Below are 17,005 nucleotides of genomic sequence, written 5' to 3'. Positions count from 1 at the left end.
ATTTGTCTACTATGAGAAACAAATGCCTGCCACTGCCCCGACTGTCGCGCCTGCCGACCTGAAGCGCCTCGCGCTCCTGGGCGAGCGCATTCGCGCCGCGCGCAAACGCCAGCGCGTGACGTCCGTCGCGGCGGCGGAAGCCGCGGGCATCTCGCGCGTCACGCTGCATCGCATCGAGCGCGGCGAGCCCACGGTGGCCGTGGGCGCCTGGGTGGCCGTGGCGGGCGCGCTGGGGCTCACGCTCGACCTGCTGGATGCGAACGCTGCGCGCGAGCCGAGGAAGCTGCCGAAGAAGATCCGGCTGCGCGACTACCCGCAGCTGAAGAAGCTCGCCTGGCAGTTGCATGGCGTGGACGACATGGAGCCACGCGACGCGCTGGAACTCTACGAGCGCAATTGGCGGCACGTCGATCGCGCGGCCCTCTCCGAGGACGAGGCCGCGCTGATCGACGCCTTGGCGCGCGAAATCGGTGGAGGGCGCCTGCTTGTTTGAACGCCCGCATCACCGCGACGTCGCGCTCGTGCTGCAGGCGCTCGATCCGCAAGCCTTGTCGCAGCGACACTGCTGGTTCGGCGGCGGCACGGCCATGGCGCTGCGCTACGGCGAATACCGCGAATCCGTGGACATCGATTTCGTCGTGTCGGACCTGGCGGGCTATCGCGAACTTCGCCAGGTGCTGCGCGGCGGCGACGGCCTGCAGCCCATCGTGCGCGAAGGCATGAAGGTGGACCTGGCGCGCGAGATCCGGGCGGACCAGTACGGCATCCGCACGCAGGTGCGCTCGGGCACGTCGTCGATCAAGTTCGAGATCGTGCTGGAGGCGCGGATCGAGCTTACACAGCCAACCGACGAGGACCGCATCTGCGGCGTGCAGACGCTCGCCCCCCTCGACATGGCGGCGGAGAAGCTGCTCGCCAATGCCGATCGCTGGAACGACGCCGCGGTGTACAGCCGCGACCTGATCGACCTGGCGATGATGCGGGCACATCGCAAGCTGCTCGAAGCCGCCTGCGCGAAGGCGGAAGCGGCCTATGGCGAATCGGTCCGCAGATCGCTCGCGCAAGCCGTGGACGCGCTGCAATCGCGGCGCGGGCGGCTGGAAGAGTGCATGGCCGCGCTGAGCGTCGAGGCCGTGACCAAGGCACAGTTGTGGCAAGCGATCCGGCGGGTCGGCCGGCTGCTGCTGGGATAACGAGCAAGGAGATGACGATGGCGTTCCGGTACGTGAGCGTGGACGAGGCGAAGCAGGCCGAGGGCCTGCGCATGGTCGTCGTGGGCGGCGTGCCCAGCCCCTGGGGCGAAGCGGCCAAGGGCATCTTCCATGTGAAGAAGCTGCAATGGCTGGCGGTGCGGCTCGACTACGAAAGCGATGCCCTCAAAGCCTGGGCAGGCCAGCGCAGCGGGCCCATCGCGTTCTGGAACGCCGAGCCGCCGCGCGACCGCTGGATCGACATCCTGCTGCTGGCAGAACGGCTCGCACCCGCACCGGCGCTGCTGCCGGCCGATGCCGAGCAGCGCGCGCTCGCGATCGGCCTGTCGCACGAGATCGTCGGCGAGCAAGGGCTGTGCTGGTCGCGCCGGCTACGGCTGGCGCATACGGGCCTGGATGGTGCCGGCGGCTTCGTGCCGCCCGTGGCCAAGTACATCGCCCGCAAGTACGGCCACAGCCCGCAAGCCGCCGAGGATGCGACGCAGCGCATCGCGAGTCTGCTGGCCATGTTCTCCGCCCGGCTGAAAGCGCAGCACGCGAACGGCAGCCCCTACTTCGTCGGCCACGCGCTCACCGCGGTCGATATCTACATGGCCGCGGCGATGGCACTCTTCCGCCCGCTGGCGCAGGACGTGTGCAAGATGGATGCCGCGACCCGCGCCGCCTTCGAGCTGCGCGAGCCCGCCACCGAGGCGGCGCTCGACGAAGTGCTGCTGGCGCACCGCGACATGATGTACCGCGAGCACCTGCCCTTGCCGCTGTCCCTCTGAGCGGCGGCGGCTGGCTCATCCATGTCGGCCTCCTGTGCCCAGTGCACCGTAGATTTCCCGATGCAGTCGGTCGGCCCGCTCACGCAGCGCCTGGGCCTCGCGCTGCCGTGCCTTCGCTTGCATCCCGCTCTGTCCTTCAGCCGCCCGCGCAGCATCGCGCGCCGCCGCGTGCGTCGCGCCCCAAAGCGAGAGTTTCTCGGTCAGGTTCATGGTGTAGATGATCGCTGCGGCGCGCCGTCTGCGATGTAGGAAGAGCAGCCATGAGTGCTGCAACCCGGCCATACCGTATCAGCCGAGCCGTGCGCAAAAGCACCAGTTCCGTCCCCTAAAGGAATTTGTTAGTGTCATCGCGCACATATGGGGAGGAAAAATGAAGAAAAACATCAAGCTGCTGATCGCAGCGGTCATCTTGTTCGTCGTCTCTTGTGCGACTGTTCCACGCGCATCGGTGACGCAGCTGGTTCCGGACCCAGCTGTCTTCATGGTTTCCTATCCCATGAAGTTTTCAGCCAACAATGGTCTGGGCGACATCATCGTTCCGGTCGGCTTCGTCAGTGACCTCGCCAGCATCCCTCGTCCCCTGTGGTGGTGGCAAGGTCCGCACGAAGCGACCATGGCGCCGGCCATCCTGCACGACTACCTCTATTGGGAGCAGTCCTGCACCAAGGAGGAGGCAGACGCGGCAATCTACTTGGCAATGCTCGATGTTGGCATGAGCCGCTTCAGCGCCGGCGCGGTATATGAAGGCGTCGTAAAGGGCGGAGGGGGGCCATGGAAGGAAAATGCGAAGCGGCGTGCGCAAGGCGAGTCGAGGTTCTTCACGGAGGCCTATGCGCGCCTGCTGCAGGCTAGTGCCGTCGATCCCAAGGCGACCCTCGCCAGCATTCAGGCGGAGGCCGACAAGAATCACGGCATGGTCCGCCCGACGCATCCCAATCTGCGGCTGCGCGCGGCGTGCGCCGCGTGGCTACAGGAATTCAACGCGCGTACTGGAGCTTGAGCCAAGGCGCGCAGAGACGCTACCCAACGCACTCGCGGGCTTCGCCGGGCCTATCTCAGCTCCCGCCGATCCCCTTCAGGATCGTCATCACCTGCGCATGCGCACCGGCCAGGTCCGGCGAATTGTCGAAGTGCGCGATGTAGCGTGTCGTGAACGCGTCGGTGCTGGCGCGGTCCACCCGCAGAAGGTCGCGAACGCGAGCGGCAACCACCTCCACGGTCGGCGCGGCTTCGGCGCCGTCCAGCGCCTCGTCCAGCATCACGATCACGCGACTCAGCGGCTCGAGCCAGCGCATCTGCTCGGAAAACGCGACGTATTGAAGGAACGCGCCGGCCGACTGCGCGCCATGCAGCGTCTCGTACATGCGGCGCTCCTGATCGAGAAGCGTGCGGTGCAGTTGGAGCAGCGCCGTGCGCAGGCTGCGGCAGCGCTCGCTGCCCTGTCCGGCTGTTGTGGTGGCCATGGGTGGATTCTGCTCCTAGTCCGTCGGCGAGATCTCGTACATCGCATCGCCCATGTAGCGATGCGTGCCGAAGGCAGCGGCCAGCGCTGCGGCCTCGGCGCCGTGCCATTGCTCGAAAACCAGGCGCTCGGCGTCGGTCAGCGCCGCGAGGTCCGGCTGTTCACCGTACGCGGCCACGATGCGCCGGTAGGCCGCATGCATGGGCAGCACCAGGCTCTCGTCACCCAGCGCCTGGTCGATCGCCTTGCGGAAGCGCTGCTCGGCCCCGCGGCGCTGCTCGGGCGTGGCGTCGTCGGAATCGAAAATGCGAAGGGAATAGCTCATTTGCATTGGGATTATCGCGACGGCGCACAGCGTGAGCGCTAGACGTCCAGGATCACCTGGAACCCGCCGTAGATCAGCCGCTTGCCGTCGAAGGGCATGGGGTTCTTGCCGGGCTGCATGGCCGGGTCGGCCATCACCTTCTTCATGCCTTCGTCGCGGACGGCCTTGGACGGCCACGTGATCCACGAGAAGACCACCGTTTCGTCGGGCTTGCGCTGCACGGCCATCGTGAACGACGTGACCTTGCCTTCGGGAACATCGTCGCCCCAGCACTCGGTCACGCGCACGGCGCCGTTGGCCTTGAAGACCTCGGCCATCTGCTTCGCGAAGCTCAGGTACTTCTCGCGATCCGCCGTCGGAACCGCGGCCACGTATCCATCGATGTAGTTCATGCGAAAACTCCTGGAGGATGAGGCGGCGACATGCCGCCTTCCACCTTACGACGAATGGGCGGGGCCGTTTTCGACAGGCTGTTTCAGTCCCTCAGCAGCCGGGCCTTGAAGCTGCGGCCCTTGATGCGGCCTTCGTTCAGCCGCGCGGCCACCTGCCCCGCAATGCCGCGCTCGACGGCCACATAGGTCGCGAACTCGTTGATATCGATCTTGCCGACCTGCTCGCGGGTGTAGCCCAGGTCGGACGTCAGCGCGCCCAGCACGTCACCGGGGCGGATCTTCTCCTTGCGTCCGGCCTGGATGTGCACGGTGGCCATGGCCGGCAGCAGGCGTCCGCCGTCGGCAGGCGTCAGTTCGGCCAGGGGATGCCAGACCGATTCGCGCCCCTGCAACTGGTCGATGCGGCCCACCGCGCCCATCTCGTCCAGGCTCGCAAGGCTGAGCGCCAGACCGCTTTCGCCGGCGCGGCCCGTGCGGCCGATGCGGTGCACATAAGTTTCGGCATCGGGCGTCACATCGACGTTGATGACGGCGGCCAGCCCGGTGACGTCCAGGCCGCGCGCCGCCACGTCGGTGGCGACCAGCACCGTGCAACTGCCGTTCGCGAAACGAATCAGCACCTGGTCACGGTCCTTCTGCTCCAGGTCGCCGTGCAGCGTGAGCGCGCTGTAGCCCTGCGCCTGCAGCAGCTCGACCAGCTCGCGGCAACGCGCGCGCGTGTTGCAGAAGGCGAGTGCGCTCGCCGGGCGGAAGTGATCGAGCAGGCGCGCCACCGCCGGCAGGCGCTCGCCCTCCTTCACCTCGTACCAGCGCTGGTCGATCTGCTGGCTGCCGTGCTGCGCCTCGACCTTCACGGTGACCGGATCGCGCATGAACTGCGCCGCCAGCTTCGCGATGCCTTCGGGATACGTCGCCGAAAAGAGCAGCGTCTGCCTTTGCGCGGGGCATTGGCGCGCGACCTTGGCGATGTCGTCGACGAAGCCCATGTCGAGCATGCGGTCCGCCTCGTCGAGCACCAGCGTGTTGAGCGCGGCCAGGTCGAGGTTGCCGCGATCGAGGTGGTCGATCACCCGCCCCGGCGTGCCGACGACGATGTGCGCGCCGTGTTCGAGGCTGGCGGTCTGCCCGCGCAGCGGCACGCCGCCCGAGAGCGTGACCACCTTGACGTTGTCTTCGGATCGCGCCAGCCGCCGGATCTCGGCCGTGACCTGGTCCGCCAGCTCGCGCGTGGGACACAGCACCAGCGACTGCACGGCGAAGCGGCGCGCGTTCAGGTTCGCGAGCAGCGCGAGCGCGAACGCGGCCGTCTTGCCGCTGCCCGTCTTGGCCTGGGCGATGATGTCCTTGCCCAGCAGCGCGGGCGGCAGGCTCGCGGCCTGGATCGCCGTCATCTCGGTGTAGCCGAGGCGGGCGAGGTTGGCCAGCGTGGCGGGGGAAAGCGGGAGGGAATCGAAACCGGTGGGGGACGCTTGGGGCATCAGCGATTATCAGCCGCCGGCCCGCTTGACTTTGTAGCCCTGCGCCTGCAGCAAGGCCATCACCTTGTCGCAGTGATCGCCCTGGACTTCGATCACGCCATCCTTGACGGTGCCGCCGGAGCCGCAGGCGGATTTGAGTTGTTTGCCGAGGGTGTCGAGGTCAGGTGGGGGGAGAGGCAAGCCGCGGATGATCGTGACGAGCTTGCCGCCGCGGCCCTTGCTCTCGCGGGAGATTCGGACTATGCCGTCGGAGGGCGGCAATGCGGGAGCCGCGCGTTTGCAGATGCACTGCGCGACGGGCTTCCGGCATGCGGGGCACATGCGGCCGGCGTCGGTGGAATAGACGAGGCCTCCGGCCGAAGAGCGAATCTTCATGGATGGATTTCAGAGACCTGATTGCGTAGCAATCCCATTCCAATAGCGCCCCACACAGGACCCCAGCCAGCGCATGGGCCGGCTCCTATCGCAGGAAATTGAGAGCTTTACGGGCTAGCTGCATTTGCCTCTTGATCTTCGCCTTGTCCGATGGCGTGTCGAGAAACCGATTAGCCTCATCTAGAGACGTGAAGAAGGCCGCGTTTCGAACGTAGAACCATACGAGTTGCTCAAAGTAACCTTGGAGCTGAAAGCAGAAAGTCCTGGCGCGATCTGAGAACTCACCAGCGTGAACGCTTTCATTGCGGTACTCCCTCAGATGCTCAAGCATCTGGCGATGAAAAGCGCCATCGGCGAAAAGAAAGGCACACCTCCGGATAACCTTGTCATAGTCAGCAACCCCGGGACTTACAAGTGATTCGACAGCGGACCACAAACGTATAAAAGCCGTGCTGGCGTCCGCTTCGTCGAAAGCGCGGACATACCGAACCATCGCGGAAATAAGCTGTTCCTTATAGGTAGCCATTGCCAAGCGACGAAATGCCCACAGGCAGTTCTTTCTTACAACAGCTGGCTTCGAGAAGCGAAAGACCGAGGACTCGACATAGCCAGGTTCAAACCAAATGCCGTCACTAGCAGGACTGCCATCTTGACGATGCAACGTGTGATGCCCGCCCAATCGTATGACGTTTATAGGTATCAAGGACGACGAGCCGAAGGTGATCTGCATCGCTGGATTGGCCATGAGGCACCACATTGCCCGCTGGAGATCAAGAGCTCGCATGGCCTTGCTAAATGCCGCCGCGGGCGATTTTGCGCGGAGTGAGACGACTACCCGGCAGTATGTCGGTGGCGCCGGTGGTACACGTGTCGGGTGCTGTTGAATCAGCGTCTCGCGAGACTTGAATTTCGCAGGGAACCCCTGCTTAAGGAAACGAATGCTGGCGCCGAGTGACGACAAGGTTGCCGGCAAATCACGAGGACCAATCGAGATCGTTGTGAGCAAGCGATATTGTTCTTCCCGGGTCGCCAATAGCTCTGACAGCTCGGAGTTGGCTGCCGTTAAAAAATCATGCGGAGTTAACGGTCCCCTCACGCGCGTTAGCGCGCGCCACACAATGCGCGAGAGATCAATCTCGCCGGCTACCGGAGGGAATTCCAGCATTGAGTGCAATGCCGGTTCGCATTCGTGCAGGTCGAAGCCGCTGAACGATGCGCCGCCTTCGGAATTGACAGTTCGAACCGAGTCGATTCGCTTGAGAATGACAGCCGGATCAAAACGCGACGAGGGTTTCCACTTTATCGGCATGTCCACCCAGGATCTTGCATCGAGAGTACGTTCCTTCTAAACGCGCTAGCCAACCTTCTCTCAAATTAGCGCGGCGTCCAGCCTCGCCACCCCTTCCAAAATCCTCTCCACTCCTACGGTCGCAAACGACAACCTAAGCGTCGACGCATCCGGATTCTTCGCAAAAAACGGCGCCCCCGGCACAAATGCCACCCCCTTCTCGATCGCCCTTTTCGCCAGCTCCCCCGCATCCTTCACCTTCCCACCGGCCCCGGTCAACTTCGCCCAGAAGAACAACCCCCCATTCGGCCGCGTGAACTCGATCGCATCCCCCAGCTCGCGCTGCAGCGCATCCCCCATCGCCTGCGCCCGCTCCGCATAGACCTTGCGCACGCGCGCCAGCGTGTCGGGCATCCGTCCCGACTTCAGGTACTGCGCCGCCGTCGCCTGCGCGAAGGTGCTGGTGTGCGCGTCGCTGAACTGCTTGCACATCGTCGCCTTCGCCAGCAGCTCGGGCGGCGCGATCATCCAGCCCACGCGCAGGCCGGGGCTCAGCACCTTGCTCATGCTGCCGCAGTGCGCGATCCACTCGCGGCTACCGGGCACTTCGCTGCTCAGGGCCAGGATGCTCGGGGGCGGCGCTTCGCCGAAATACAAGTCGCCGTATGGGTCGTCCTCGACGATCAGCGTCTTGTACTTGGCCGCGAGCTCCAGCACCTTCAGGCGCCGCTCGCGGCTCAAGGTGGCGCCGCTCGGGTTGCCGAAGGTCGGGATCAGGTACACCAGCTTCGGCTTGTGCTGCTTGATCAAGGCTTCGAGCTTGTCGGTCTGCACGCCGCGCGCGTCTATCGGCGCGGTGACCAGGTCGGCGCCATAGAGACGGAAGCACTGGATGGTGGCGAGGAAGGTGGGCGCCTCGACGATCACCTTGTCGCCCGGGCCAATCATGGTCTTGCCGATCAGGTCCAGCGCCTGCTGGCTGCCGGTGGTGACGATCAGGCCCTGCGGCTCGATCTCCTTCACGCCCTTCGTCTTCATGAAGTGCGCGAGCTGCGTGCGCAGCGGCTCGTAGCCTTCGGTGGCGCCGTACTGCAGCGCGCCGCCGGGTTCTTCGCTCAAGGCCTTGTTGACGGATTCCTGGATGCCGGCGACGTCGAACATCGCGCTGTCCGGAAAGCCCCCGGCGAAGCTGATGATGCCCGGCTTGCCCAGGAGCTTGAACAGCTCGCGGATGGCGGACGTTTCGACGTTATTGAGGCGGTCGGCGAAGGGAAGGGACATGGGTCAATGCGCGCAGTGGAGGGAACTGCACGCATTGTGCGACAACTGACGCCACCGACCCCGGCCTGCGCCGGGGTGACACTGCGGGCTCAGTGCGTGGGCGCGATCTCGCCGCGCCAGGCGCCGGTCTCCACGCCGCGGGCTTCGACCAGGTTCTTGAACCGCATCAGGTTGCCCTTGGCCGTGAGCTTCACGGCGCCCAGCGTGCTGGCCAGCCGCTCGGCGCGCGTCTGCGGGTCGTACCACATCTGCAGGTTCACGCGCGTCTTGTTCTCGCCGACCTTCTCGAAGGTGACCAGGCCCGCGTTGCCGGGGCCACTGGTGCTGCGCCACGCGATCATCTGGTCGGGGATCTGTTCGGTGATCTCCGAATCCCACTCTTCCAGCTTGCCGGCCACGTTGGCACGCCAGTGCAGGTGGCGGTCATCGAGCTGCTTGACTTCCTGCACCGTCGGCATGAAGCGCGGGAAGTCCTCGAACTGTGTCCACTGGTTGTAGGCGGTGCTCACCGGCACGTTCAGCACGATCGATTCTTCGACCCTGCGCGTGGAGACGCCACCGCTGCGCCTTTGCCAGGCCCACACGCCCAGGCCTGCCAGCACCACCGCCGCGGTGATGCCCGCGCCGGCCGCGGCCCGGTCGGCGGAGATGCGTGCGATCTCGCGGTCGACGGCCAGGCTCCTGTCCGGCGTCATGCGCAGGCGGATGTCGTTGCGGGCCACCAGGTACACGGCGCCACCGACCAGCGCCGCCGCGCCTGCGATCCAGCCGAGCGAACTCTTCTCGAATTGCATTTGAGGTCCTTCAGAAACAGTGACGATGCAAACCAGTCATTTTTCGCGCGCCGGCCGCGGCCGATGTATGAATGCGTAGCGCGTCGGCGTAGGACACGGAGGCTCAGGCACAGCCACGCTCTTTTCTGACAGCCTTTTTCCGGTGCGCGAGCTACAACGGTTTCATGATCAGTCCCAAGCACCTCCTGCAACTCGCGGTAAAGGCCGTGAAAGCCTGGTCGGCGGACTACGCGCCGAGCATGGGCGCGGCCATTTCCTACTACACGGTGTTCTCGCTCGCGCCGCTGCTCGTCATCGTGATCGCGATTGCCGGCGCCTTCTTCGGGCGCGATGCGGTCTCCGGCGCCATCGTGGCGCAGCTCGGCGGGCTCATCGGCGAGCAAGGCGCGGGGCTCATCCAGAACGTCGTCGCCTCGGCCACGAAGTCGGGCAGCGGCGCCGCCGCCAGTGCCATCAGCGCCGTCGTGCTGATCATGGGTGCGACCACCGTCTTCGCCGAGCTGCAGAACGCCCTCGACCGCATCTGGCACATCCCGCCCTCGGAGAAGCCGCAAGGCGTCTGGGCCATGCTGCGCTCGCGCATCCTGTCGATCGGCCTGATCCTCGGGCTGGTCTTCCTGCTGATGGTGTCGCTGGCCGTGAGCGCCGCGATCGCCGCTTTCGCGAAGCTCACATCGGGCCTGTTGCCCGGCTACGAGGTGCTGCTGCATGCGATCAACATGGTCGTGTCGCTCGGCATCACCACCGTCCTGTTCGGGATGATCTACAAGCTCATGCCTTCCACGCGCATCGCCTGGCGCGACGTGTGGGTCGGCGGTTTCACCACGGCGCTGCTGTTCGAGATCGGCAAGCTGCTCATCGGGCTGTACCTCGGCAAGAGCAGCACGGCCGACGCCTTCGCGGCCGCCGGCTCGGTGGTGGTGCTGCTGGCGTGGGTGTACTACGCCGCGCAGATCTTCCTGCTGGGCGCGGAGTTCACGAAGGTCTATGCGGAGGACCACGGCTCGCATGCGGCGAAGAAGGCCGTGACGCTGACGGCCGCGACGGCGGCCCTGGGCATCCCGACCGAGGGACCAGCCGGCAACGAACAAGTGCCTGCGCATGTCGCGGCGAAGCTGGCCGAGACGCAGAAGAGCATCCGGCGCAACGAGCCGGCGCGCGACCCGTCGATGGAAGCTCCGGCGTTCAAGGCGACGGAGCTGGGGTTGAAGACGGCGCTGGCCGGCCTGTTCACCGAAGTCGCCGCGCTCGTCGTGGTGACGATCGCCGGGAGCATCGTGCACAAGAAGCGGCAGGCCGCGCAGAAGCGCCTGGGGTGGCGCTAGTTCACTTCGGCCGATCGCGGTCCACGTGCGTCATCGCCGACGCGTACGCACGCTCCTCGCGATCCTGCTTCATCTCCTGGCTCACCTCGCCCGCCCGGTCGGCGAGCAGGCTGTCCTCGCGCATCTGGCGCTGCTTCGCCAGGTCGCCCAGCGTCGGGCCCTCATTGCGCTGGTACGCGCGCACGCCGGGCTTGGCGGGCGTGCCGTTCGCCTCGTGGTCGTCCACGTCGATGGCACCCTGCTCGTGCAGGATCACGGCGGCCGTCTCGGCCTCGTGGTCGTCGTGCGCGTCGACCAGCACGACGGAATGGCCGTCGCGGATCGAGCGGCCGTACTTCCTGGCCGTGACCTCGCCCCGGTCCTCGCCGAACAGGCTCACGAAGAAGTGGCCCAGCGCATCGAGCACGCCGCGGTCCACGGCCACCTCGCGCTCGGCCGTGTGCATCGCGCGTTCGCCGACGTCGCGGTTCACCGCCTCGTCGGCGACGGCTTCCTTCGCTGCTTGCGCGTCGGCCCCTTCCTTCAGGTGCACGTTGTCGTGCTCGAAGCCGGCCTGAACCAGCCGGTCCGCCGCCTTGCGCGCGTTGGCGCGGTCGTCGAAGACGCTGATGAGTGTCTGCATGCGTGTCCTCCAGTGCCTTTCCATTCTTCGCGGTGAGCGGCGCGGCCGTGTAGTCGCCGCCCGGCACAGCGGGTCAGCCGGGGACTACCGGCGCATCAGCTACAGGAACAGGAAGGCCGAGATCGCCACCGCGGTGGGCAGCAGTGCACCCGCCAGCAAGCCGGCGACGCCGATGGATTCGTCCTCGAAGCCGCGCCGCAGCAGCGCCGCACCGGCGGGATTGGGCGCGTTCGCGATCACCGTCAGGCCGCCGCCCGCCACGGCGCCGGCGACGAGGTAGTACTTCGCTTCGGCCGACAGGCCGTCGACCAGCGAGCCGAGGTAAGTGAGCGCCGCGTTGTCGGTGATCGCGGTGAGCGCCGTGGAAGCGGCGAAGAGCGCGTGCGGCGACAGGGAGGTGACGATCGGCTGCAGCCACCAGCTTTGCAGGCCGCCCAGCACCACGAGGCCGGCGAGGAAGAACGCCACCAGCAGCGCGTCGCGCATGATCAAGCTGTCCTGGTGCGACTCGTAGGCCTGCGCGATGCCGAGGAACAGCAGGAACACGCCGAGGAAGGCGACCGGGTGGTGCGCGAGCACGACGACGAGTGCCAGGAAGAGGAAGTGCAACGCCGTGAGTGCGAGGGGTGGCGCCGGGCGGTCGTCATCGTGCGCTTCCGGCGCGCCTTGCGCGAGCTGGCGCCGGATCGCGAGCGTCGCGAGCGTGGCGTTGACCAGCACGGCCAGTGCGGCCTTCCAGCCGAAGGTCGCGGCCATGAAGGCGGAGCTCCAGTCCCAGGTCTGCGCGACCATCAACACCGGCGGCGCGGCGAAGGACGTGAGCGTGCCGCCGATCGAGACATTGACGAACAGGACGCCGAGCACGAAGTACTTGCGCGGCTCCGGCATGCCCGCATGGAACACCTGCGGCGCGAGCAGCAGCGCGGCGATCGTCATCGCCGCCGGCTCCGTGATGAAGGAGCCGAACAGCGGGATGGCCGCCAGCGCCAGCCACACGCGCGCCGGCGCCGTCGGCACGGGAACGATCGCCGCCGTGCGCTCGATCGTCCGGCGCACCGCGACCAGCACGGGCCGCGTGCCCGCGATCACCATCACGACGAAGACGAACAGCGGCTCGGTGAACTCGCGCGATTCGGCGTAGCGCAGCGCCTCGGCGCCGCCGGAATGCAGCGCGATCGCGACCACCAGCACGATGGCCCAGAACCCGAAGACGACCTCGATCTCGCCGAGCAGGTGAAAGAGCCCCGCATGACGCGGGAATCGCTCGCCCAGGTGGTGCAGCTGCTTGGCCAGGAATGTGTGGAGAACCGCCGCGGCGAACAGGGCCGTGGCGATCAGTTCCAGGGAATGATCCATACCCGCGATCTTGACTAGAGTATCGCTCTGGAGTAACACTCTACTCCATGGATCCGATCCCCACCCGCGAGAGGCTGCTCGATGCCGCCGCGCGCGTCTTCCTCGAGCACGGCTATGTCGGCGCGTCGATGGAGCAGGTGCGCCAGGCCGCCGGCGTGAGCAACGGCAGCCTGTATCACCACTTCCCGACCAAGGCGCAGCTGGCCGACGCGCTGTACGTGGACACCTTGCACGATTTCCACGCCGCGTTGCTCGCCCCCATCTCGCGCGACGTGGACGCCGAGGCCGGCATCAAGGGCCTGGTGCGCGCGCACGTCCAGTGGGTGACGAAGCACCCGGACCGCGCCGCGCTGCTGCACAAGCTCAAGCGCGACGGCGAGGTGACCGATGCGTCCGAAGGCATCAGCACCGCCAACGCGCAGGCCTTCGGCGCCTTGAAGGCCTGGGTGGACCGCATGACCGAGGCGGGCGAGATGCGCGCGCTGCCCTTCCACCTCTGGATGGCCGTCGTGTTCGCGCCGGCCATGTCGCTCACCGGGCGCTGGGTGAACGAGAAGGCCGCCGTGCCGCCGAAGACGCGCGCCGCGCTGGAACACGCGGCCTGGATGGCCGTCGCGCCCTGAATCCAAGGAGAGTGCCGAGATGAAGATCGTCAACGTCCATCAAAGATTGCTGCGTGCCAGCCCCGAGCGGGTCGCGGCGCTGATCGCCACGCTGGGCTCGCCGGACGACCAGCTGTGGCCCCGCAACGGCTGGCCACGCATGGTGCTCGACCGGCCGCTCGCTGTCGGCGCCGCGGGCGGCCATGGGCCGATCCGCTACTCGGTCGAGGCCTACGAGCCCACTTCGTTCGTGCGCTTCCGCTTCCGCCACGTCGACGGCTGGCACACCTTCGAGATCCTCGATGCCACCTCGCAGCACTGCGTGCTGGAACACCGCATGGAGATCGATGCGAAGGGCCGCACGCTGTTGAACTGGCTGTTCATCATCCGGCCGCTGCACGACGCCTGCCTGGAGGACCTGCTCTCGCAGGCGCAGGCCTCGCTGGGCGGGCAGCCGCGCGTCGTGCCCTGGTCGCCTTACGTGCGCCTGCTGATGCGCTGGCTGGCGCGGCGGCGTGCCCGCTCGACCCGGAGGGCCCATGCCGCCTGACCTGCTCGCCTGGGGCCGCGAGGTGCTGGCCCAACAGCCCTTCAGCGTGCTGCTCGGCGCCGAGCTCGACGTGTTCGAGGCGGGCCGCGCGCAGCTGGCCGTGCCGATGGCGCCCAAGCTGCTGCAGCAGAACGGGTTCGCGCACGGCGGCGTGATCTCCTACCTCGCCGACAACGCGCTCACGTACGCGGGCGGGTCGGTGCTGGGGGCGAAGGTGCTGACCTCGGAATTCAAGATCAACTACCTGCGACCGGCCACCGATGCGGACCGGCTGGTCGCGCTGGCGACGGTGGTCGGCAGCGGCCGGACCCAGGCCGTGTGCCGCTGCGACGTGTTCCTGGAACGCGGTGGCGAACGCAAGCTGTGCGCCGCCGCCCAGGGGACGATTCGCAAGGCCGAGTGATTCGCGCAAAATGCGCGAATGATCGAAAAGCACCTCGACATCCCCACCGCCGACGGCGCGATGAACACCTTCGTGGTGTACCCGGAGGAGAACGGGCCGCACCCCGTGGTGCTGTTCTACATGGACGCGCCGGGCAAGCGCGAGGAGCTGCACGACATGGCGCGGCGCCTGGCCACCGTGGGCTATTACGTCGTGCTGCCCAACCTGTATTACCGCCGCACGCGCGACTACTGGCTGCGCGAGCGCACCGAGGCGGCGATGGCGGTGATGTTCGAGCACATGCACGCCACCACGATCGCCCTGAACCTGCGCGACACGGCCGCGATGCTGAAGTTCGTCGATGCGCAGCCCGAAGCGGACAGCAAGCGGATCGGCGCTGTGGGCTACTGCATGAGCGGTCCGTTCGTGATGGCGGCGGCGGCGGAGTTCCCGGATCGCATCGCCTGCATCGCGTCGATCCACGGCGCGGGCATGGCGACGGACCAGCCCGATTCGCCGCACCGGCTGGCGGCCAAGGTCAGGTGCGAGAGCTATTTCGCCTGCGCTGAGATCGACAAGTGGGCCCCGAAGAGCGACATCGACGTGCTCGAGGCGGCCCTCAAGGAAGCCAAGGTGCCGCACCGCATCGAGTGGTACCCCAAGGCGGAACACGGCTTCGTGTTTCCCCAGCGCGCCGTGTACGACAAGCCCAGCGCCGAGCGGCACTGGGAGCGCTTGTTCGACCTGTTCCGGCGCAGGCTCTAGTCGCTCACCGCCGGCTCCGTCCACTGCGCATCCGTCTTGCGGCGGAAGATCGCGAACGTGCCGCTGGCCTTGGAGACCAGCTGCTCGCCGTTGTGGATGGTCGCCTCCAGGCTCGCCACGCTCTTGCCCTTGTTCACCAGCGTGGCGTGGCAGACCAGCGTGCCCTCGAACACCGGCTTGAAGTAGCCGATCTTGATCTCGATGGTCGCGCAGATCTCGCCCTTGTCCAGCGAGGAGAACAGCGCCGCGCCCATCGCGGTGTCGGCCAGCGTGAACAGCACGCCGCCGTGCGCGACGCCCGTGCCGTTGCGATGATGGTCCTCGATCGCGAGCGAGCAGCGCGAATGGCCGGGCCCCGCCTCGTCGACCGTCATGCCGACGTGCTGGATGAAGCGGGGCTTCTTCCTGCCGTCCATCAGAACCCTGCGGCCAGGCCGTCGCGGCGCGGGTCGGAGGCGGCGACGTAGCCTTCCTTGCCCGGGTCGCCGGCGCGCCAGATGAACTGGCCGGCGCCGAAGTCCTGGTAGTTGTCGTTGATCACTTCGACGCGATGTCCGCGCGAGCGCAGCTCGGCGACCACGTCGGGATTCATCTGGTGTTCGACGTTGATCTCCAGGCCCGCATTGAAGCGCCAGCGCGGCGCGTCGCAGGCGGCCTGCACGCTCTGCTTGTAATCGAGCATGCGCACCAGCGTCTGCATGTGGCCCTGCGGCTGCATGTTGCCCCCCATGACACCGTAGGACATGACGGGCTGGCCGTCCTTGGTGAGGAACGCCGGAATGATGGTGTGGAACGGCCGCTTGCCCGGCGCGACCTGGTTGGCACCGGGCTTGAGGCTGAAGCCGTGCCCGCGGTTCTGCAGGCTGATGCCGAAGGTCGGCTCCACGCAGCCGGAGCCGAAACCCATGTAGTTGCTCTGGATGAAGCTCACCATCATGCCGTTCTCGTCGGCGGCGGTGAGGTAGATGGTGCCGCCCTGGACCGGGTTGCCCGGCGCGAACTCCTGCGCTCGTCGCATGTCGATCAGGCGGGCGCGGCTGGCGAGGTAGGCGTCGTCCAGCATCTGCTCGGTCGTCACCTCCATGGACTTGCGCTCGGCGACGTAGCGGTACACGTCGGCGAAGGCGAGCTTCATCGCCTCGATCTGCAGGTGCTGCGAATCGGCGGAATCGACCTTCATGCCGGCGAGGTTGAACTTCTCGAGGATGCCCAGCGCGATCAGCGCGGCGATGCCCTGCCCGTTCGGCGGGATCTCGTGCAGTTCCCACCCGTGGTACTTGCGCGAGATCGTGTTGACCCATTCGGGCTGGAACGACGCGAAGTCCTGCACCGTGTGCGCGCCGCCGTGCTCCTTCGAGAATTTCGCGATCGCCTGCGCGATCTCGCCGCCGTAGAAGGCCTGGCCCTTGGTTTCGGCGATGGCGCGCAACGCCCGCGCTGCCGCCTTGAACTGGAACAGCTCGCCGACCTCGGGCGTTCGGCCCTTCGGCAGGAAGGCCTGCGCCCAGCCCGGTTGCGACTTGAGCTCGGACGTGGCCGCGGCCCACTTCTGCTGCACGATGACCGGCACGAGGTAGCCGCGCTCGGCGATGTCGATCGCGGGCTCCAGCAGGTCGGCGAAGGGCAGCTTGCCGAATTTCTGCGACAGCGCCACCCAGCCGGCCACCGCGCCGGGGATCGTGGCCGAATCGATGCCGCGCTTGGGCGGCGTGGCCGCATCGCCGTATTTCTTCCTGAAGTACTCCGGCGTCCACGCCGCCGGCGCGGGGCCGGAGGCGTTCAGGCCGTGCAGCTGCTTGCCGTCCCACAGGATCGCGAAGGCGTCGCTGCCCAGGCCGTTGCTGCAGGGTTCGCACAGCGTCATCACGGCCGCCGCGGCGATGGCGGCGTCCACCGCATTGCCGCCCTTCCACATCATGCGCAGGCCCGCCTGGGCGGCGAGCGGGTGCGAGGTGGAGACGACGTTGCGCGCGAAGACCGGCACGCGCACGGTCGGGTATGGGTTGTTGAAGTTGAACTGCATGGTC

General features: G+C 66.9%; 22 protein-coding genes. 9 read left to right on the top strand and 13 right to left on the bottom strand.

Features of this window, described 5'->3' with window-relative positions; all coding sequences use genetic code 11:
- Window positions 1-22 precede the first annotated feature (22 nt).
- Genes AC3EF3_RS07820 through AC3EF3_RS07810 form a run of 3 tightly spaced genes read left to right on the top strand, consistent with a single transcriptional unit; the run spans window position 23 to window position 1,981 of the window.
- Window positions 23-493, top strand: a complete 471-nt coding sequence (locus AC3EF3_RS07820; RefSeq protein WP_488531588.1) for a helix-turn-helix transcriptional regulator — start codon at window positions 23-25, stop codon at window positions 491-493.
- Entirely contained in the window at window positions 486-1,193 is a 708-nt protein-coding gene (locus AC3EF3_RS07815; RefSeq protein WP_488531587.1) for a nucleotidyl transferase AbiEii/AbiGii toxin family protein, read from the top strand. The genes AC3EF3_RS07820 and AC3EF3_RS07815 overlap by 8 nt, the downstream gene beginning before the upstream one ends.
- A 17-nt stretch (window positions 1,194-1,210) precedes the next feature.
- Window positions 1,211-1,981: a glutathione binding-like protein gene (locus tag AC3EF3_RS07810; protein ID WP_488531586.1), complete on the top strand. Its 771-nt coding sequence runs from the start codon at window positions 1,211-1,213 to the stop codon at window positions 1,979-1,981.
- A gap of 15 nt (window positions 1,982-1,996) precedes the next feature.
- Here the strand turns inward: AC3EF3_RS07810 and AC3EF3_RS07805 are convergent, their stop codons facing one another.
- Window positions 1,997-2,191 carry a hypothetical protein gene (locus AC3EF3_RS07805; RefSeq protein ID WP_488531585.1) on the bottom strand — a complete coding sequence of 65 codons (195 nt, stop codon included), beginning with the start codon at window positions 2,189-2,191 and terminating at the stop codon, window positions 1,997-1,999.
- A gap of 160 nt (window positions 2,192-2,351) precedes the next feature.
- Here AC3EF3_RS07805 and AC3EF3_RS07800 point away from each other — a divergent pair, with 160 nt between their 5' ends.
- Window positions 2,352-2,981 carry a DUF1353 domain-containing protein gene (locus AC3EF3_RS07800; RefSeq protein ID WP_488531584.1) on the top strand — a complete coding sequence of 210 codons (630 nt, stop codon included), beginning with the start codon at window positions 2,352-2,354 and terminating at the stop codon, window positions 2,979-2,981.
- Between the two features lie 55 nt (window positions 2,982-3,036).
- Here AC3EF3_RS07800 and AC3EF3_RS07795 read toward each other — a convergent pair whose 3' ends face one another.
- The 8 genes from AC3EF3_RS07795 to AC3EF3_RS07760 form a co-directional block, all read right to left on the bottom strand.
- Window positions 3,037-3,444, bottom strand: coding sequence for a hypothetical protein (locus AC3EF3_RS07795; RefSeq protein ID WP_488531583.1), 408 nt, complete (start codon window positions 3,442-3,444; stop codon window positions 3,037-3,039).
- 15 nt (window positions 3,445-3,459) lie between these two features.
- Window positions 3,460-3,768, bottom strand: a complete 309-nt coding sequence (locus AC3EF3_RS07790; protein ID WP_488531582.1) for a hypothetical protein — start codon at window positions 3,766-3,768, stop codon at window positions 3,460-3,462.
- A 38-nt stretch (window positions 3,769-3,806) separates the two neighbouring features.
- Window positions 3,807-4,160: a DUF1428 domain-containing protein gene (locus tag AC3EF3_RS07785; protein ID WP_488531581.1), complete on the bottom strand. Its 354-nt coding sequence runs from the start codon at window positions 4,158-4,160 to the stop codon at window positions 3,807-3,809.
- 83 nt (window positions 4,161-4,243) lie between these two features.
- Window positions 4,244-5,638, bottom strand: a complete 1,395-nt coding sequence (gene dbpA, locus AC3EF3_RS07780) for an ATP-dependent RNA helicase DbpA (RefSeq protein ID WP_488531580.1) — start codon at window positions 5,636-5,638, stop codon at window positions 4,244-4,246.
- A gap of 9 nt (window positions 5,639-5,647) precedes the next feature.
- Window positions 5,648-6,013, bottom strand: coding sequence for a translation initiation factor Sui1 (locus AC3EF3_RS07775; RefSeq protein WP_488531579.1), 366 nt, complete (start codon window positions 6,011-6,013; stop codon window positions 5,648-5,650).
- 85 nt (window positions 6,014-6,098) lie between these two features.
- Window positions 6,099-7,328, bottom strand: coding sequence for a hypothetical protein (locus AC3EF3_RS07770; protein WP_488531578.1), 1,230 nt, complete (start codon window positions 7,326-7,328; stop codon window positions 6,099-6,101).
- Between the two features lie 54 nt (window positions 7,329-7,382).
- Window positions 7,383-8,582, bottom strand: a complete 1,200-nt coding sequence (locus AC3EF3_RS07765; protein WP_488531577.1) for an aminotransferase-like domain-containing protein — start codon at window positions 8,580-8,582, stop codon at window positions 7,383-7,385.
- 89 nt (window positions 8,583-8,671) lie between these two features.
- Window positions 8,672-9,376 (bottom strand): SRPBCC family protein, encoded by a 705-nt coding sequence (locus AC3EF3_RS07760; protein ID WP_488531576.1) that lies wholly within the window; start codon window positions 9,374-9,376, stop codon window positions 8,672-8,674.
- A 164-nt stretch (window positions 9,377-9,540) separates the two neighbouring features.
- Here AC3EF3_RS07760 and AC3EF3_RS07755 point away from each other — a divergent pair, with 164 nt between their 5' ends.
- The gene (locus AC3EF3_RS07755; protein WP_488531575.1) at window positions 9,541-10,701 is read left to right on the top strand and encodes a YihY/virulence factor BrkB family protein; all 1,161 of its coding nucleotides are present in this window, start codon (window positions 9,541-9,543) and stop codon (window positions 10,699-10,701) included.
- A gap of 1 nt (window position 10,702) precedes the next feature.
- Here AC3EF3_RS07755 and AC3EF3_RS07750 read toward each other — a convergent pair whose 3' ends face one another.
- Window positions 10,703-11,323 carry a hypothetical protein gene (locus AC3EF3_RS07750; RefSeq protein WP_488531574.1) on the bottom strand — a complete coding sequence of 207 codons (621 nt, stop codon included), beginning with the start codon at window positions 11,321-11,323 and terminating at the stop codon, window positions 10,703-10,705.
- A 99-nt stretch (window positions 11,324-11,422) separates the two neighbouring features.
- Window positions 11,423-12,679, bottom strand: a complete 1,257-nt coding sequence (locus AC3EF3_RS07745) for a putative Na+/H+ antiporter (RefSeq protein ID WP_488531573.1) — start codon at window positions 12,677-12,679, stop codon at window positions 11,423-11,425.
- Window positions 12,680-12,726: 47 nt separating this feature from the next.
- Between AC3EF3_RS07745 and AC3EF3_RS07740 the strand changes: the two genes are divergently transcribed.
- From AC3EF3_RS07740 to AC3EF3_RS07725, 4 genes are read left to right on the top strand one after another with little or no spacing between them, the layout of a single operon-like run.
- Complete coding sequence (locus tag AC3EF3_RS07740; protein ID WP_488531572.1) at window positions 12,727-13,302, top strand: TetR/AcrR family transcriptional regulator; 576 nt, start codon at window positions 12,727-12,729, stop codon at window positions 13,300-13,302.
- Between the two features lie 19 nt (window positions 13,303-13,321).
- Complete coding sequence (locus tag AC3EF3_RS07735) at window positions 13,322-13,831, top strand: pepsin/retropepsin-like aspartic protease family protein (protein ID WP_488531571.1); 510 nt, start codon at window positions 13,322-13,324, stop codon at window positions 13,829-13,831.
- On the top strand, window positions 13,821-14,234 hold the full coding sequence (locus AC3EF3_RS07730; RefSeq protein WP_488531570.1) for a PaaI family thioesterase: 414 nt from the start codon (window positions 13,821-13,823) through the stop codon (window positions 14,232-14,234). Before AC3EF3_RS07735 ends, AC3EF3_RS07730 begins: the two co-directional genes overlap by 11 nt.
- Window positions 14,235-14,252: 18 nt before the next feature.
- Complete coding sequence (locus AC3EF3_RS07725; RefSeq protein WP_488531569.1) at window positions 14,253-14,978, top strand: dienelactone hydrolase family protein; 726 nt, start codon at window positions 14,253-14,255, stop codon at window positions 14,976-14,978.
- Here the strand turns inward: AC3EF3_RS07725 and AC3EF3_RS07720 are convergent.
- Together AC3EF3_RS07720 and AC3EF3_RS07715 are read right to left on the bottom strand one after the other, a co-directional pair.
- Window positions 14,975-15,394, bottom strand: a complete 420-nt coding sequence (locus tag AC3EF3_RS07720; protein ID WP_488531568.1) for a PaaI family thioesterase — start codon at window positions 15,392-15,394, stop codon at window positions 14,975-14,977. The genes AC3EF3_RS07725 and AC3EF3_RS07720 overlap by 4 nt on opposite strands.
- Complete coding sequence (locus AC3EF3_RS07715) at window positions 15,394-17,001, bottom strand: gamma-glutamyltransferase family protein (protein ID WP_488533755.1); 1,608 nt, start codon at window positions 16,999-17,001, stop codon at window positions 15,394-15,396. The genes AC3EF3_RS07720 and AC3EF3_RS07715 overlap by 1 nt, the downstream gene beginning before the upstream one ends.
- Window positions 17,002-17,005: the final 4 nt, after the last annotated feature.

The organism is Ramlibacter sp. GS1-15 (genome assembly GCF_057785015.1).
Note: the sequence above shows the minus strand (reverse complement) of the source record. Positions and strands in the feature narration are given on the sequence as shown.

Bases quoted from the DNA above. Each gene is read 5' to 3' on its own strand.
- AC3EF3_RS07820 (WP_488531588.1), top strand. From the start codon at position 23: ATGCCTGCCACTGCCCCGACTGTCGCGCCTGCCGACCTGAAGCGCCTC.
- AC3EF3_RS07810 (WP_488531586.1), top strand. From the start codon at position 1,211: ATGGCGTTCCGGTACGTGAGCGTGGACGAGGCGAAGCAGGCCGAGGGC.
- AC3EF3_RS07805 (WP_488531585.1), bottom strand. From the start codon at position 2,191: ATGAACCTGACCGAGAAACTCTCGCTTTGGGGCGCGACGCACGCGGCG.
- AC3EF3_RS07800 (WP_488531584.1), top strand. From the start codon at position 2,352: ATGAAGAAAAACATCAAGCTGCTGATCGCAGCGGTCATCTTGTTCGTC.
- AC3EF3_RS07795 (WP_488531583.1), bottom strand. From the start codon at position 3,444: ATGGCCACCACAACAGCCGGACAGGGCAGCGAGCGCTGCCGCAGCCTG.
- AC3EF3_RS07790 (WP_488531582.1), bottom strand. From the start codon at position 3,768: ATGAGCTATTCCCTTCGCATTTTCGATTCCGACGACGCCACGCCCGAG.
- AC3EF3_RS07785 (WP_488531581.1), bottom strand. From the start codon at position 4,160: ATGAACTACATCGATGGATACGTGGCCGCGGTTCCGACGGCGGATCGC.
- dbpA (WP_488531580.1), bottom strand. From the start codon at position 5,638: ATGCCCCAAGCGTCCCCCACCGGTTTCGATTCCCTCCCGCTTTCCCCC.
- AC3EF3_RS07775 (WP_488531579.1), bottom strand. From the start codon at position 6,013: ATGAAGATTCGCTCTTCGGCCGGAGGCCTCGTCTATTCCACCGACGCC.
- AC3EF3_RS07765 (WP_488531577.1), bottom strand. From the start codon at position 8,582: ATGTCCCTTCCCTTCGCCGACCGCCTCAATAACGTCGAAACGTCCGCC.
- AC3EF3_RS07760 (WP_488531576.1), bottom strand. From the start codon at position 9,376: ATGCAATTCGAGAAGAGTTCGCTCGGCTGGATCGCAGGCGCGGCGGCG.
- AC3EF3_RS07755 (WP_488531575.1), top strand. From the start codon at position 9,541: ATGATCAGTCCCAAGCACCTCCTGCAACTCGCGGTAAAGGCCGTGAAA.
- AC3EF3_RS07750 (WP_488531574.1), bottom strand. From the start codon at position 11,323: ATGCAGACACTCATCAGCGTCTTCGACGACCGCGCCAACGCGCGCAAG.
- AC3EF3_RS07745 (WP_488531573.1), bottom strand. From the start codon at position 12,679: ATGGATCATTCCCTGGAACTGATCGCCACGGCCCTGTTCGCCGCGGCG.
- AC3EF3_RS07740 (WP_488531572.1), top strand. From the start codon at position 12,727: ATGGATCCGATCCCCACCCGCGAGAGGCTGCTCGATGCCGCCGCGCGC.
- AC3EF3_RS07735 (WP_488531571.1), top strand. From the start codon at position 13,322: ATGAAGATCGTCAACGTCCATCAAAGATTGCTGCGTGCCAGCCCCGAG.
- AC3EF3_RS07730 (WP_488531570.1), top strand. From the start codon at position 13,821: ATGCCGCCTGACCTGCTCGCCTGGGGCCGCGAGGTGCTGGCCCAACAG.
- AC3EF3_RS07725 (WP_488531569.1), top strand. From the start codon at position 14,253: ATGATCGAAAAGCACCTCGACATCCCCACCGCCGACGGCGCGATGAAC.
- AC3EF3_RS07720 (WP_488531568.1), bottom strand. From the start codon at position 15,394: ATGGACGGCAGGAAGAAGCCCCGCTTCATCCAGCACGTCGGCATGACG.
- AC3EF3_RS07715 (WP_488533755.1), bottom strand. From the start codon at position 17,001: ATGCAGTTCAACTTCAACAACCCATACCCGACCGTGCGCGTGCCGGTC.